The organism is Mesorhizobium sp. J8, from assembly GCF_016591715.1.
Taxonomy (GTDB): domain Bacteria; phylum Pseudomonadota; class Alphaproteobacteria; order Rhizobiales; family Rhizobiaceae; genus Mesorhizobium.
In genome coordinates, this window is record NZ_AP024109.1 from 2,340,553 (window position 1) to 2,355,506 (window position 14,954).

Consider the following 14,954-nt stretch of genomic DNA (forward strand, 5'->3'; position numbering starts at 1 on the left):
TTCTGACCTCCAGTCAGAATCGACTGGAAGCGATAGCGTCCTCGGTCGAAATCGCCATCAATGCTTTGTTATTGCTTTCTTTTTCGCCCTGCCCGGCGAAGCCAAAGCTATTGCCCGGGCGATTGCGCGTCCGGTTGTCGATGTGCGATGGAGTTCGGATGAAGTCGCCGGGGCTTGGCTCGAAAGGCCGCGCAAGTCCCGATTCGCCGCTCATGATCCGATGTCATGCCGGCTGTCGCAGCTGCGGGCCGAAGGATTTTTCGGCGATTATGGCGCCGGCTTGTTGATTGTGCCCGCGCTTTTCTTTATCCAGCGGCGCGACGGAGAGGTGGCCGAGTGGTCGAAGGCGCTCCCCTGCTAAGGGAGTAGAGGTCAAAAGCTTCTCGTGGGTTCGAATCCCATCCTCTCCGCCATCCTCCCCCGCGCCGCGCGACAAACCTTCCTCACAAGTGGCGATTCTGCGGCAACCGGTTGGCGGCCGACTCGCCGGCGCGCCGCAATTGGGCCGACCCATTGCCGGATTCGCCCGGATTGAGCGGCCTCGAGGGCCTCGATGGTTAACGAGAGCTTTCTGAGTGAGGCCAAATCGTGTCATTTGTGCAACAACGCCCGGCGATAGCGCCCGGACAGCCCTCGCGGCGACACGATCGTGGTTGAACGGCGCCGGCTCATGGGTAATGTCAGCTTCGAAGGAGCGGCGCGGTGCGCATCTTTTTCGGTAGTGGGGATGGGGCAGGGAACGCTGTCCTTCAGCAAAAAATACCCAGACCCGTTTTTTAACTTTTGACTGGAGGTCAGAAAATGAACATCAAGAGCCTTCTTCTCGGCTCAGCTGCGGCTCTGGTCGCAGTTTCCGGTGCTCGCGCCGCCGACGCGGTGACCGTCGCCGAGCCGGAACCGGCCGAATACGTCAAGATCTGCGACGTCTACGGCGCTGGCTACTTCTACATCCCGGGCACCGAAACCTGCCTGCGCATCGGCGGCTATGTCCGCTATGACGCCTCGGCTGGCCAGGAAGGCTCGTTCACGGGCCGCGGTACCACCGACGTCATGGACGGTGACTCGCAGCGTTCGTGGTCGAAGCGCGCTCGTTTCGCGCTGAAGACCTGGACCGGCCAGGAAACCGAGCTCGGCACCTTGAAGACCTACACCGAGACTCGCTTTGACTTCCTGAACGGTGCTACTGACATCAACGCTCACTTTGCATGGATCCAGCTCGGCGGCCTGCGTATCGGCGCTGACGAATCGGCCTTCGATACCTTCACCGGCTACGCCGGCGCGGTCATCAACGATACGATCGTGCCTTACGGCGGCTTCGACACCAACCTGATCAGCTACACCTTCGACGCCGGCAACGGCTTCTCGGCCATTGTCTCGTTCGAAGAGGGCAACTCCTACGCCGGTTACAACTTCGCCGGCAGCGAGCTCATCGATAGCTACATGCCGCACGTCGTCGGCGGCGTGAAGTGGACCCAGGGCTGGGGCGGCATCAGCGGCGTCGTCGCGTACAACAGCAACTGGGAAGAGTGGGCCGGCAAGGTTCGCTTGGACGTGAACGTCAACGACGCCTTCTCGCTGTTCGTCATGGGCGGCTACGGCACCGACGACAACGCTCCGCGCAACTTCTACAAGGTGTGGGGCGGCAACTGGGCTGTGTGGGGCGGTGGCACCTACAAGTTCAACGAGAAGACCTCGTTCAACCTCCAGGTTTCGTATGACGAAGCCAAGGAGTTCGGTCTTGCCGCGAACGTTGCCTACACGATCGTTCCCGGCTTCTCGGTCATCACCGAACTTGACTGGGCTCATAACGACCACGACAACAACGGCTACAACTGGACCGGTATCCCGGACGGCAAGAAGAACGCCCTCGGCGGCTTCGTCCGCTTCCAGCGCGACTTCTAAGGGCTGGTACTCGACAGGTAAAATCCGGCCCGGGCGCATTCACGCCCGGGCCGTTTTTGTTTTCGCGACTGCGGCAATTCAAACGAAAGGATGGGGGTGAAACGATAAGCTGATCGGATCTGTTGGGCGATCTGTGGGGTCCGCAATGCGTGGACGAGGTCGTCGGCAAGATTCGAAAACTCTTGAAAGGACACTCCCGAGCGGTTAGGGCTGGTCTCTTAACCACAGGGGGTGTGGCTAAAATGTCGAACGAAGCGGTTCAAGAGGGTGAGCCCTCTGGTCATTTTGCGGTATTTTCTTCTCAGAATTCGAACTTTCGGTACACCTACAACAAGATCAGAGAAGTAAAATCGTATAGGGTCGGGGAGCTCTTCGCAGCTTATCGAGATATACTCTGGGATGACGGGCGGCATAAATACAATGTCAGCTCTTTCATCGGTGAAATAGACGAGATCCTTCTGGGAGAGCGTTTCAGCACCTTTGACCAGAACACCCTGGACAATCTTATCGGTACATTGCGCCAGCGCGGCAACAGCAATGCAACCATCAATCGCAAGATGGCTGCCCTCAGCAAATTGCTGCGTAAGGCGCATAAGATGGGAGATATCCACAGCCTGCCCGAGTTCCGCCGCCAGAAGGAGCGGGCGGGACGGATTCGTTTCCTCGAAAGGGACGAAGAAGCAAGGCTGTTCGCGGCGATCAGGAGCCGCAGCGAGGATGCCTACAGGCTTTCCGTCTTCCTTGTCGACACCGGCTGCCGTCTCGGCGAGGCGCTCGGCCTGATCTGGAACGACATCCAGGAGCATCGGGTCTCTTTCTGGATCACCAAATCCGGCCGCAGCCGCACCATTCCGATGACCGAACGCGTCAAGGAAGTCATCAAGCTTCCGCCGAGTACGGAAGGGCGCCGGCCGAAAGGCCCGTTCACCAAGCTGACGCAGGCGCAGTACCGTGCGATCTGGAACGAAGCGAAGGCGGAAGTCGGTCTCGGCGCCGACGAGCAGGTGGTGCCGCATATCCTGCGTCACACTTGCGCTTCACGTCTCGTCCAGGGCGGTATCGACATAAGGCGCGTCCAGATGTGGCTGGGCCACCAGACATTGTCGATGACCATGCGTTACGCGCATCTGGCCACCAACGATCTCGATGGCTGCGTCGTCGTTCTGGAAAAGCCGCGCGGCGATGAAGCCTCGCCGCGGTCGGCGGAGAACTCCGTGTTCGCGTCGCCCCTCACCACGCCGACCTCCGCCCCATCGTCTCGGAAAGCGAAAGGGTCGGAACCGGTCAAGACGTCCCGCAAACGCTCGAAAGGCGAATAGAGCAATTCCAGGAAAAGTGTGAGCGGTTTTCCGTCCGGAATTGCGTAAAAGCAAAGACATAGGGTGTTTCGCCGTTTCCGTGAAACGGTGAAACGCGCTAGGCCGGTCGGATCGGCCTCGCTGAGGGATAAAAATCTATATTTCGTGATAAAGCTCGATGCCGATATAGTCTCGAGCTTTACTTTTGTTTGACTTGATTTTCTTCTCGATCGAGAAACGCGGCGATCTTTTCCGGCAAATTGCCGGTTTCGAGTAAGGGCGCGTGGCCCTGGCCTTCGGCGATGATCGATTCCATGCCGGCATGCCGCTTCTGCATCTCGTTAAGCGTTGCCGTGGAAAGCAGCTTCGAGTTCGCGCCGCAAATGGCAAGCAACGGAATGGCGGCAAGCGCGTCGAACTGCGGCCACAGATCCGGCAGCGGCTTGCTGAAGTCGATGCCGGCCAGCGTGTCGACCAGGGCCGGATCGAAATCCGGCACCCAGCCGGCTTCCGTCTCGCGGCAGATTGCCCGGACCATCCGCGCCCAGTCGGCGTCGGTGAGCGCCGGGAAATCGGCGCCATGCACGCGCCGCTGCGCATCCACCGCCTCGGCGAAGGTCCTCGGTTTCGGCGCGCGGTCGAGATAGGCGCGGATATGGGCGAGGCCCTCCGCCTCGATCACCGGGCCGATGTCGTTCAGCACGATGGCTTTCAGTGCGGCGGGCTTCAACGCCCCGAGCACATGGATGATCAGCCCGCCGCGTGAGGTGCCGATGAAGGCGGCCTGCTCGATGCCGAGCGCGGACAGCCCGGCAAGCACGTCACCGGCTTCGACCCCGACATTATAGTGGCCGATATCGGGATCGTGGTCCGATTGCCCGCGCCCGCGATAGTCGATGGCGACGACCTTGCGCGGGTTCTTGGCCCCATTGGAAAGGTAGAGGGCCAGTTCGTGGAAGTCGCGCGCGTTGCGCGTAAGGCCAGGCAGGCAAACGACCGGCATGCCCTTGCCATTCGCCTCACCGTAGATCCGGGCGTGGAGGTTCAGGCCGTCAGGCGCTGCGTAGAAAAAGTCGGAAAAGCCTTCGTCGCTCGCCATCGGAATACCGCTCCTCGCTGGGGTGGCCGACAGCTACAGGCGACGGCGCGGATCGTCAAACACCCTTCCCTTCTCCCACAAGGGAGAAGGAAAGAAAGCGCTCAACTGCGTCCGTTCACAAGGTCCCCCACGATGTCGTATTTGCCCGAAATACGCATCTTGTAGACCTCGTAATTCTCCATCACGCGCTGCACGTAACTTCTTGTTTCCGTGTAGGGAATCCGCTCGATCCAATCGACGACGGCGTCCACGTCCTTGCCACGTGGGTCGCCGTATTTCGCCACCCATTGGGCGGCGCGGTTCGGGCCGGCATTGTAGCCGGCGAAAGTCAGCACATAGGAGCCGCCGAAGCGGTCGAGCTGCTCGCCGAGGAAAGTCGAGCCCAGCGTCGCGTTGTAGCCGGCATCGCTCGTCAACCGTGCTTGCGAGAAACTCATGCCGGCCTTCTTCGCCAGCTGCTTGGCTGTGCCTGGCATCAACTGCAGCAGGCCGCGCGCGCCGGCGCTGGAGATGGCGCCGACATTGAACTCGCTCTCCTGGCGCGCGATGGCGTAGGCAAGCGCCTTGCCGGACCCCGAAATATTGGCCGAATCGGGAATGACGCCCAGCGGATGCGACAGCGCGCCAACATCGATGCCGCGTTGGGCGGCGATCTTGCCGACCTTCAGCGCCATGAAATGATTGCCCTGCTTTTCGGCCAGCACCGCAAGCAGCGCCAGTTCGCCCGGGCTGGTCAACTGCCCGGCAAGGTCGCGGTAGAGCGTTTCGGCATAGCGGTCATAGCCCGCCTCCTGCAGCCGCTTGATCGCGGCGACCGCCTCGCGGCCGTCGAAGCTCTGGCGGTCGGCGGCGCTCGGTTTGGGGTAGACGATGTTGAGCGTCCTCAGGCCCACGCGCTCGCCCGCGAGCTGGCCGTAGAAGGTCGTGCCGTAACCGGCCGCGCGCGTGAAATAATCCTTGGCGCTGCCCGGACCGCCGACTTCCGCCGCGCGGCCGAGCCAGTAATAGGCGCGCGACAGCGACACCGGTCCCTGCGCGAGCTCGGCGATGCGCTTGAAGTGGATGGCGGCGGTCGCCGGATCGTTGAGGCCGCGCAGCGCGTACCAGCCGGCATGGAATTCAGCCTCGGCGGCATTGGCCGGGCTCTCGGCCGCATGCATGGAGACGATTTTGTAGGCGGTCTTCATGTCGCCCTGATCAACCAGCTCGCGCGACAGTACGCGACGCTCGACCCACCAGGCATCGGGGTCGACCAGCGCGTCGCGGTCGGTCGGCGCCTTCATCACGACAGCGGCGGCATCGGCGAATTTCTGCTGCTTGCGCAGATATTCCGCCTCGGCGAAGAAATAGCCTGCCGAGCGCTGTGCCGCAGGCACCGCCTTCAACAACTTGGCGGCGTTCTTGTCGCCCTTGTCAGCAGCCGCCCACGCGTCCGCCAGCGGCTGCGCGCCGGCGAGGCCGGCGACCCGCAGCGCCGAGGACGGCCGGTCGGCATAGAACATGCGCTCCATGCGGTAGCGATGATCGGCCGCCGGAATAAGCGTGCCGAACTCCTTGATGATTGCAGCCTCGTCCTTGGCTTCCAGCTTCTCGGTGCGCCAGAATGGCACCAGCACCGATCGCGCCGCCGCCTGATTGCCCAACGCCACCTGCGAGCGGGCCAGGATGATGACGCCCTCGGGCGTCAGCGGCTGGCTGCGACCGAAGGCCTGCACCACTACCTGCGGTGGCGGGTTCTCGCGATAGAGCGCGCGCTCGCTGTTCTTGCGCAGCGCGATCGTGCCCGGCCACCCGGGCAGCATCTTGGCGGCGTCGGCAATCTCGCCGCTCGGCACCTTGTCGCCGCCGTAGAGCGCGATCGCCCACGCCAGGATGTGCCGGTCGAGTGAAGTGGCAGGCAGCGTATCGCGCGCATTGCGCGCGCCGGCAATGTTGTTGGCGGCGAGCGCGTCGAGCCCGCTCTTCAGTTGCGCTATATCGGCGGACTGAGCGGTGGGGCCGGGCGCCTGCGGTGCATCAGGAGCCGGGATCGAGGCCGTCACGCGCGCGTCGACGCTGCCGCCGATCGCCATGCCTGGCATCAGCGCGACGATCGCGCCCAAAAGCGCGAAGAGATGAGGCCGCCTCGTCGGCATTTTACGATCCTAGCACATTGTCAGCAGGCGCGGGCACTGAGAACCCGATGCGAAGCCTAAACTTAGGTCGTGAAGGGCTCGTAAACAAAAGGTTATCGAGGCCGTTCGAATTGCGCTTGCTGGCACCATGGTGATCCTTGCCGATGAACAATGTCGAGACTATGGTGCGCGGCTTCGCTTTCGGTTAGAAGGCGCGCAAACAAGATACCGACGCATGTCGCCCAAAAGTGGGACCGGTTTTGGGATGACGACATGCATAAACAAAACGAAGTTCCAAGGAGTTTGGACGATATGCTGAGAGGCTCGCTCACCGCGCTCGTGACACCGTTCGAAAAGAGCGGGCGCTTCGACGAGAAAGCCTTTCGCTTATTTGTCGAATGGCAGATCGCCGAGGGCACCAAGGGCCTCGTCCCGGTCGGCACCACCGGCGAGTCGCCGACGCTCTCGCATGAGGAGCACCGCCATGTCGTGAAGGTCGCGATCGAGGTGGCCAAGGGCAGGGTGCCGGTCGTCGCCGGCGCAGGCTCCAACAACACCGAGGAAGCGGTCGGCCTGGTGAAATATGCCGAACAGGCCGGCGCCGATGCCGCCCTTGTCGTCACGCCTTATTACAACAAGCCCACCCAGCGCGGCCTTTATGAGCATTTCGCCGCCGTCGCCCGCGCGACCAGGCTGCCGATCATCATCTACAACATCCCGCCGCGCTCGGTGATCGACATGACGCCCGAGACGATGGGGCGCCTGGCGCATGACTTCAAGAACATCGCCGGCGTCAAGGATGCCACCGGCAAGGTCGAGCGTGTCTCCGAGCAGCGCATGACCTGCGGCAAGGATTTCATCCAGCTCTCCGGCGAGGATGCTTCCGCGCTTGGCTTCAACGCCCATGGCGGCGTCGGCTGCATCTCTGTGACGTCCAACGTCGCGCCGCGGCTCTGCGCCGAGTTCCAGGAAGCCACGCTCTCCGGCGACAGCGCCAAGGCGCTCGAGCTGCAGGACCGGCTCTTGCCGCTGCACAAGGCGATCTTCATGGAGCCCGGCGTTTCGGGGTCGAAATATGCCTTGTCGAAGCTGGGCAAGATCGAGAACGTGGTGCGCTCGCCGCTGGTGACGGTCGAGCCCTCGACCGCGGAAAAGATCGACGCGGCGCTGAAGCACGCCGGCTTGATAAATTAGGGATGAGGCGCCACCTCTCCGCATTATGAATCAAGTCAAGAAAGCCGACCCCAACAACAGGACGGTCGCCGAAAACCGCAAGGCGCGTTTCTCTTACGAGGTGCTCGACACGATCGAGACCGGCTTGGTGCTGACCGGCACCGAGGTCAAGTCGCTGCGCCAGGGCCAGGCCAACATCCAGGAGAGCTACGCTTCGGCCGAGGGTGGCGAGATCTGGCTGATCAATTCCTATCTGCCGGAATATCTGCAGGCCAACCGCTTCAACCACGAGCCGCGCCGGCGCCGCAAATTGCTGGTCTCCAAGCGCGAGATGGCGAAACTCTCCCAAAGCGTCGAGCGCGAGGGCATGACGCTGGTGCCGCTGAAGATCTATTTCAACGATCGCGGCCGCGCCAAGCTGCTGCTCGCGATTGCCCGCGGCAAGAAACTGCACGATAAGCGCGAGACCGAAAAGCAGCGCGACTGGTCGCGCGAGAAGGGCCGGTTGCTGAAGGAGCGCGGCTGAGCTTTCGGGCCGGCCGCACCCGGTCGCCTGAAAAAAGCCGCCGGCCGGTTCTCTGGTCCGGCGCATACGCGCCTTCCGACGGGGGATGGTCTTGGGTAAGCGGATTGTTCTCTGGGGCCTTGCGGGCGTGGTTGTCGCCTGTGCCGTCGCGGCGGGTGCATTCTTCTGGTTCCGTGGCTTTTCTCCGGATCGCCAGGAATTCCCGATCCGGGGCATCGACGTTTCCCACCATCAGGGAAAGATCGACTGGCGACGCGTCGCGGCCGACGATGTCTCCTTCGCCATCATCAAGGCGACCGAAGGCGGCACCCATGTCGACACCCTGTTCGCCACCAACTTGCGTGAAGCCCGCGCGGCCGGCCTGGCGGTCGGCGCCTATCATTTCTTCACCTTTTGCCGACCCGGCGCCGATCAGGCGAGGAACTTCATTGCGGTCGTGCCGCGCGGCGAGCCGCTCTTGCCGCCGGTGGTCGACATCGAATTCGGCGGCAACTGCCCGCAACGGCCATCGCCCGAGCAGTTGAACGCGAAGCTTGCCGCTTTCCTCGGCCCGGTCGAGACGGCGTTCGGCAAGCCGGCGATCTTCTATCTGACCGACGAGGCGGCCGACGCCTATTCCCGCAGCATCATGACCCGTCAGCGCTGGCTGCGTTCGCTGGCGCTGAGGCCGCGCGAGAACGACTGGATCTACTGGCAATATCACAATATGGGCCGCGTCGACGGCATCGAAGGCGATGTCGATCTGAACGTTCTGAAGGGCAGCCGCGAGACGCTGGCGGCGTTGTTCGCGCCGACGCCTTGAATTACAGGCCCTTTAAGTGTCTGCCGTACCGCAGAAGGCTCACGATCCTCCCGGCGCCGCTGCATTGAGGCGTTTGCCGGCAATACGTCCTCCGATCGCCGATAAGCCCATCCCGGCGGCCATGATCGCGATGGCTGCGAACTGGATCGCCGTCGGCGTTTCGCCGAGCACGGCCATGCCGACAACCACGGTGGCTATCGGTATGCCGGGCAGGAACAGCGATGCCGTCTGCGGCCCCAATTGCTGGACGATATAAGTATAAAGAAACATGGCCGCCGCGCCGGCCAGGATCCCCTGGACCACGATCTGGCTGATGATCTCCGTGGCTGCCGCGGCATGGATATGGCTTGGCGCGAAGACATAGAGAACCGGCAGCGGCAGGCACGACAGGAGCACCACCGCGGCCGTCGCCGTGACGGGATCGGCATGCCAGCGCCTGACAAGGACGGCATAGGCCGAAAACATCAGGCCCGATCCGATGAAAAGCATATCGCCGAAGAGAACGCCGCCGGTGCCGGCGCGTGCCGGCGCGACGAACAGCGACAGGCCGGCGATGATCGCAAGGACACCGATGGTCCGTTGCCGCGAAGCGCCGTCCTTGAAGACGATGCGTGACAGCAGGAACGAAAAGAAGACGATCGACGCTGGACACAGCGCAGCCGCATGGGCGGCGGGAGCATAAGTCAGTCCGCAGTTGATGATCAGCGGATAAGGCAATCCAGCCAGCGCCGCCAAAACCAGGGCCCGTTGCCAACCAAGCGCCCTCATGCTCGCGAAGCCGCCGCGCCAGACGATCGGCAGAAAGATCGCCCCCGCGCCGCCAAAGCGCAAGGCGGCCAGATCCGTCGCCGTGAGGTGCTCCCGGAGGCTGAAGCGGGCGGCGACGAATTGGATAGCGTAGATGCCGATCATGGTCAGGCCCGCGATGATCGCCAGCCTGGACTTTCCTGAGTCTCGCGCGTTCGCCATGTCCTGCCGCCGTCGTGACATCGCCGCTGAAGATCATCTCCGCGGAATGCGATGCAGGCACAGGCTATTGCCGAAAAGCCTGTGGTAAAATACGCTCTTTCATCGAAACTCGAGTGAAACTCGTAGATTTAAGGCGGATTTGGCGTGAATGCTGAAGCAAACGATCTCGACGCGGTCGACCGCAATCTTCTTCGGCTGCTGCAGGAGGATGGGCGCCGCACCACGCTTGATCTCGCAACCCGTGTGGGACTGTCGCCGACCGGCACCAGCCTGCGGGTGAAGCGGCTGTTTCGGGAAGGCTACATCACCGCGGTCAGGGCCGTGCTCAATCCGGCAAAGATCGGACGCGGCACGCTCGTCTTCATCGAGGTGCGTCTCGATCACACGGCGCCTCATATTTTCGAACGCTTCGCCGAAGCGGTGACCAAGGCGCCCGAGGTTCTCGAGTGCCATATGGTCGTCGGCGGCTTCGACTATCTGGTAAAGGCGCGCATCTCGGAAATGGCGGCCTATCAGGATTTCCTGACGCGGGTCATTCTCGCGCTGCCGGGCGTGAAAGAGACGCACACTTACGCCTCGATCGGCGACGTGAAGCCGGACGCGCTGCTGCCGGTATGAGTGGGGGGCGGACCGACGGGAAGCCGCTTGAGTCTAGCTCTTCAGCAACGTCGCGATCTCGCTGAACACGTTGACGAACATCTCTTCCGTCAGCACGCCCGTATTGGTGTTGTAGCGCGAGCAGTGATAGCTGGAAAACAGCGTGACGCCGCCGGCTTCCTGGCGTCCGCCATGGCGGAACGGCAAGGCGGCGACGCGCCCACCCAGCGCCCGCACCGTCGACTGATGCGCGATCGAACCCAGCGTCAGTATGGCGCGCAAGTTGGGGAAGCGCTCGATCGTCGGCTTTAGAAAAGTCCGGCAGGTGGCGATCTCGGCGCCGACCGGTTTGTTCTCCGGCGGCACGCAGCGCACCGCATTGGTGACGGCGGTGCCGACAAGCTCGAGCCCGTCATCCGGCCTTGCCTTGAACTCGCCGCGCGCCAGGCCATGCTTGATCATCGTGCCGTAGAGCAGGTCGCCGGCATAGTCGCCGGTGAAGGGTCGCCCCGTTCGGTTGGCGCCGCGCAGGCCCGGCGCCAGCCCTACGATCAGGAGTTTGACCGAATTCTCGCCTTCCGGGGGCAGGAAGGTAGGTACCGGCGCGTTGAACCAGCCCGGCTCGCGCTCGCGCCAGGCGGCGATGAAATCATGCAGCCGCGGGCAAAGCGGACAGTCGCGGCTGGGTTCGGGGGAGGGCGCGGCGCTCAAGGCCGCCGCCCGTCAATAATCGTCCTCGTCGACTTCGGCGGGTTCCGGCCGCCGCACCGGCCGCTCGGATGGATCCCGGCCGACTTCGCTCTTCAGCGTCATCAGGTCGATGAAATGGTCGGCCTGGCGGCGCAGGTCGTCGGAGATCATCGGCGGCTGCGAAGCCATGGTCGAGATGATCGACACCTTGCGGCCGCGCCGCTGCAGCGCCTCGACCAGCGTGCGGAAGTCGCCGTCGCCCGAAAAGATCACATAGTGGTCGACGACGTCGGCGAGCTCCAGCGCGTCGACCGTCAGCTCGATATCCATATTGCCCTTGATCTTGCGGCGGCCGGTCGAGTCGGTGAATTCCTTGGCGGGCTTCGTCACCACCTTGAAGCCGTTATAGTCGAGCCAGTCGATCAGCGGCCGGATCGAGGAATATTCCTGATCCTCGACCAGCGCGGTGTAATAATAGGCGCGCAAAAGATAGCCGCGCTTCTGGAAGCTCGACAGGAGCTTGCGGTAGTCGATGTCGAAACCCAGCGCGCGGGACGTGGCGTAGAGATTGGCGCCGTCGATGAAAAGAGCGATCTTTTCACGGGGATCGAACATTGAAAAACATCCCTTTCGAAAATTTCTGTCGTCTAAAAGCGTTTGACGAATAGGTCCGACAAATGGACCCTGATACCGTCACATCCGAGATAACGCGCAATTTATGGATATCCAAGGGCAGGCCTCGCATTGCAAGCAATTGTGATCGCCACTATGTGAGCCGCATCATGGCGTGGCGCGATGATGAGCCGGGCAATGGCCGGCCAAGCTGGCGCCGGCGCCATAAAGCTTGTATTTCGCCCGCGCCCGCGTTATGGAGCGCGCCAGCTTTCCATCAAATCCATCGCATGAAAGGGGCAGTCCATGGCCCGCGTAACCGTTGAAGATTGCATCGACAAGGTCGACAACCGTTTTGAACTCGTGCTGCTCGCCGGCCATCGCGCCCGCCAGATCAGCCAGGGCGCACAGATCACCGTTCCGCGCGACAATGACAAGAACCCGGTCATCGCGCTGCGCGAGATCGCCGAAGAAACGCTGTCGCCGGACGACCTCAAGGAAGATCTGATCCACTCGCTGCAGAAGCATGTGGAGGTCGACGAGCCGGAGGCCGAGGGCGAGGCGATCACCGACCAGACCGGCGCGACCGCCGTCGCGGCGGACGCCGACGACGCCGAGGAGAACATCGCATTCGACCGCATGAGCGAGGAAGATCTGCTCGCCGGCATCGAAGGCTTGGTGCCCCCGGAAAAGAGCGACGACTACTAAGAGCTTTTGACAATTCTGCTCAGCCGGTTGTTGAGCGGATTCTGAAAAAGCTTCCGAGCGCGCCTGGATCAAGCATCCGGTACTTCCGTCTCGTAAGTTTCGTGGCTATCTATGAGATGCGTCGCACGCCGGTGCGGCGCATCAATCATTTCAGCACCGCGAGATCCCGCCCATGATGCGTCAGTATGAGCTTGTCGAGCGCGTGCAGCGCTACAAGCCTGACGTCAACGAGGCGCTGCTCAACAAGGCCTACGTCTATGCCATGCAGAAGCATGGTCATCAGAAGCGCGCCTCGGGCGATCCCTATTTCTCGCATCCCCTCGAAGTCGCCGCCATCCTCACCGACATGCATATGGACGAGGCGACCATCGCCGTCGCGTTGCTGCACGACACGATCGAGGATACGACGGCGACCCGCGCCGAGATCGACGAGCTCTTCGGCCCCGAAATGGGCAAGCTGGTCGAGGGCCTCACCAAGCTGAAGAAGCTCGATCTGGTCTCCAAGAAGGCCGAGCAGGCCGAGAATCTGCGCAAGCTTCTGCTCGCGATCTCCGAGGATATTCGCGTTCTCCTGGTCAAGCTTGCCGACCGCCTGCACAACATGCGCACGCTCGACCATATGCCGGAGTCCAAGCGCCTGCGCATCGCCGAGGAGACGATGGACATCTATGCGCCGCTGGCCGGGCGCATGGGCATGCAAGGCATGCGCGAGGAGCTGGAGGAAATCGCCTTCCGCTACATCAATCCGGAGGCCTATCGCGCCGTCACGGCAAGGCTTGCCGAGATTTTCGAGCGCAACAAAGGCGTCCTGCAGGAGATCGAGACGGCGCTGTCGGGCTTGTTCGAAAAACACGCCATCAAGGCGAGCGTGAAGAGCCGGCAGAAGAAGCCGTGGTCGGTGTTCCGCAAGATGGAGGCCAAGGCGCTCTCCTTCGAGCAGCTCTCCGATATTTTCGGCTTTCGCGTCATCGTCGACACGGTCGACGACTGCTACCGCGCACTCGGCGCCATTCACACCACCTGGTCGATGGTGCCCGGCCGCTTCAAGGACTACATCTCGACGCCGAAGCAGAACGACTACCGTTCCATCCACACCACCATTGTCGGGCCGTCGCGCCAGCGCGTCGAATTGCAGATCCGCACCAAGGAGATGAACAAGATCGCCGAATATGGTGTCGCTGCGCATTCGATCTACAAGGATACAGGCGGCAAGATGAACGGTGCCGCCCATGCGATCTCCAGGGAGACCAACGCTTATGCCTGGCTCAGGCGCACCATTGAGCAACTGGCCGAGGGCGACAACCCGGAGGATTTCCTCGAGAACACCAAGCTGGAGCTGTTCCAGGACCAGGTGTTCTGCTTCACGCCCAAGGGCATGCTGATCGCGCTGCCGCGCGGCGCCACTCCGATCGACTTCGCCTATGCCGTCCACACCGATGTCGGCGACACCTGCGTCGGCGCCAAGGTCAATGGCCGCATCATGCCGCTGATGACGGAGCTGAAGAATGGCGACGAGGTCGAGATCATCCGCTCCAAGGCGCAGGTGCCGCCTGCCGCCTGGGAATCGGTCGTGGTCACCGGCAAGGCGCGCGCAGCCATCCGCCGTGCCACCAAGAACGCGATCCGCAAGCAATATTCCGGCCTTGGCGCCCGCATCCTCGAACGCGCCTTCGAGCGCGCCGGCAAGACCTTCACCAAGGAGAGCCTGAAGCCGGTGCTGCACCGGCTGGCGCGCAAGGACATCGAGGACGTGCTGGCTTCCGTCGGCCGCGGCGAGTTGAGCTCGACCGACGTCATGAAAGCGGTCTTCCCCGACTATAAGGACGAGCGCGTCACCGTCGCCCCGCCCAAGCCGCGCGAGGAGGGCTGGTCGAAGATCCGCAACGCCGCCGGCATGCTGTTCCAGATGCCCGGCACGCGCGCCGCGCGCAAGGGCAAGGAGCAGCCGCGCGACGGCGCGGTGCCGATCCGCGGCGTGCGCGGCGACCTGCCGGTGCGCTTCGCTCCTGAAGGCGCCGTGCCCGGCGACCGTATCGTCGGCATCATCCAGCCCGGAACCGGCATCACCATCTACCCGATCCAGTCGCCGGCGCTGCAGGCCTTTGACGACCAGCCCGAGCGCTGGATCGATGTGCGCTGGGACATCGACGAGCGCACCAAGGAGCGGTTCCCGGCGCGCATCTCGGTCACTGCCATCAATGCGCCCGGTTCGTTGGCCGACATCGCCCAGGTGGTGGCGTCCAACGACGCCAACATCCACACGCTGTCGATGATCCGCACGGCGCCCGATTTCACCGAGATGCTGATCGACCTCGAGGTCTGGGATCTGAAGCATCTCAACCGGCTGCTGTCGCAGCTCAAGGACAATTCGAGCGTCAGCGACGCGCGGCGTGTCAACGGGTGAATAGCGAACAGTGAATAGAAGGTGCTTTCACTACCACTCACCACTCACCATTCACCAAGG

14 protein-coding genes and 1 tRNA gene are annotated in these 14,954 nt (G+C 62.7%); 9 read left to right on the plus strand and 6 right to left on the minus strand.

Annotated elements, in window-relative coordinates; translation table 11 throughout:
- Window positions 1–13: 13 nt before the first annotated feature.
- The gene (locus tag MJ8_RS10715) at window positions 14–214 is read right to left on the minus strand and encodes a hypothetical protein (RefSeq protein ID WP_201414343.1); all 201 of its coding nucleotides are present in this window, start codon (window positions 212–214) and stop codon (window positions 14–16) included.
- Window positions 215–322: 108 nt separating this feature from the next.
- Here MJ8_RS10715 and MJ8_RS10720 point away from each other — a divergent pair.
- The 3 genes from MJ8_RS10720 to MJ8_RS10730 all read left to right on the plus strand — a co-directional run bounded on the left by MJ8_RS10720 (window position 323) and on the right by MJ8_RS10730 (window position 3,221).
- Window positions 323–413 (plus strand) — tRNA-Ser (locus MJ8_RS10720).
- A 388-nt stretch (window positions 414–801) separates the two neighbouring features.
- A complete protein-coding gene (locus tag MJ8_RS10725; protein ID WP_201414344.1) occupies window positions 802–1,902 on the plus strand; it encodes a porin in 1,101 nt (366 codons plus the stop codon).
- 242 nt (window positions 1,903–2,144) lie between these two features.
- Complete coding sequence (locus tag MJ8_RS10730) at window positions 2,145–3,221, plus strand: tyrosine-type recombinase/integrase (RefSeq protein WP_201414345.1); 1,077 nt, start codon at window positions 2,145–2,147, stop codon at window positions 3,219–3,221.
- Between the two features lie 178 nt (window positions 3,222–3,399).
- Here MJ8_RS10730 and MJ8_RS10735 read toward each other — a convergent pair whose 3' ends face one another.
- On the minus strand, window positions 3,400–4,299 hold the full coding sequence (locus MJ8_RS10735) for an alpha/beta fold hydrolase (protein ID WP_201414346.1): 900 nt from the start codon (window positions 4,297–4,299) through the stop codon (window positions 3,400–3,402).
- A 101-nt stretch (window positions 4,300–4,400) separates the two neighbouring features.
- A complete protein-coding gene (locus MJ8_RS10740) occupies window positions 4,401–6,434 on the minus strand; it encodes a lytic transglycosylase domain-containing protein (protein WP_201414347.1) in 2,034 nt (677 codons plus the stop codon).
- 291 nt (window positions 6,435–6,725) lie between these two features.
- Here MJ8_RS10740 and dapA point away from each other — a divergent pair, with 291 nt between their 5' ends.
- The 3 genes from dapA to MJ8_RS10755 all read left to right on the plus strand — a co-directional run bounded on the left by dapA (window position 6,726) and on the right by MJ8_RS10755 (window position 8,914).
- Complete coding sequence (gene dapA / locus MJ8_RS10745) at window positions 6,726–7,607, plus strand: 4-hydroxy-tetrahydrodipicolinate synthase (RefSeq protein WP_201414348.1); 882 nt, start codon at window positions 6,726–6,728, stop codon at window positions 7,605–7,607.
- 25 nt (window positions 7,608–7,632) lie between these two features.
- Window positions 7,633–8,112: an SsrA-binding protein SmpB gene (gene smpB / locus MJ8_RS10750; protein WP_041002108.1), complete on the plus strand. Its 480-nt coding sequence runs from the start codon at window positions 7,633–7,635 to the stop codon at window positions 8,110–8,112.
- Between the two features lie 85 nt (window positions 8,113–8,197).
- Window positions 8,198–8,914 (plus strand): GH25 family lysozyme, encoded by a 717-nt coding sequence (locus tag MJ8_RS10755; RefSeq protein ID WP_412177098.1) that lies wholly within the window; start codon window positions 8,198–8,200, stop codon window positions 8,912–8,914.
- Window positions 8,915–8,953: 39 nt separating this feature from the next.
- Here the strand turns inward: MJ8_RS10755 and MJ8_RS10760 are convergent, their stop codons facing one another.
- Window positions 8,954–9,883, minus strand: coding sequence for a DMT family transporter (locus MJ8_RS10760; protein ID WP_201414350.1), 930 nt, complete (start codon window positions 9,881–9,883; stop codon window positions 8,954–8,956).
- Window positions 9,884–10,027: 144 nt separating this feature from the next.
- Between MJ8_RS10760 and MJ8_RS10765 the strand changes: the two genes are divergently transcribed.
- On the plus strand, window positions 10,028–10,501 hold the full coding sequence (locus MJ8_RS10765; protein WP_201414351.1) for an Lrp/AsnC ligand binding domain-containing protein: 474 nt from the start codon (window positions 10,028–10,030) through the stop codon (window positions 10,499–10,501).
- A 33-nt stretch (window positions 10,502–10,534) separates the two neighbouring features.
- Here the strand turns inward: MJ8_RS10765 and MJ8_RS10770 are convergent, their stop codons facing one another.
- Window positions 10,535–11,191 carry a uracil-DNA glycosylase gene (locus MJ8_RS10770; protein ID WP_201414352.1) on the minus strand — a complete coding sequence of 219 codons (657 nt, stop codon included), beginning with the start codon at window positions 11,189–11,191 and terminating at the stop codon, window positions 10,535–10,537.
- A 12-nt stretch (window positions 11,192–11,203) separates the two neighbouring features.
- Entirely contained in the window at window positions 11,204–11,785 is a 582-nt protein-coding gene (locus MJ8_RS10775; protein WP_040984251.1) for an NYN domain-containing protein, read from the minus strand.
- A gap of 303 nt (window positions 11,786–12,088) precedes the next feature.
- Here MJ8_RS10775 and rpoZ point away from each other — a divergent pair, with 303 nt between their 5' ends.
- Window positions 12,089–12,490, plus strand: coding sequence for a DNA-directed RNA polymerase subunit omega (gene rpoZ / locus MJ8_RS10780; protein ID WP_041002102.1), 402 nt, complete (start codon window positions 12,089–12,091; stop codon window positions 12,488–12,490).
- Window positions 12,491–12,662: 172 nt separating this feature from the next.
- Entirely contained in the window at window positions 12,663–14,894 is a 2,232-nt protein-coding gene (locus MJ8_RS10785) for a RelA/SpoT family protein (protein ID WP_201414353.1), read from the plus strand.
- Window positions 14,895–14,954 lie beyond the last annotated feature (60 nt).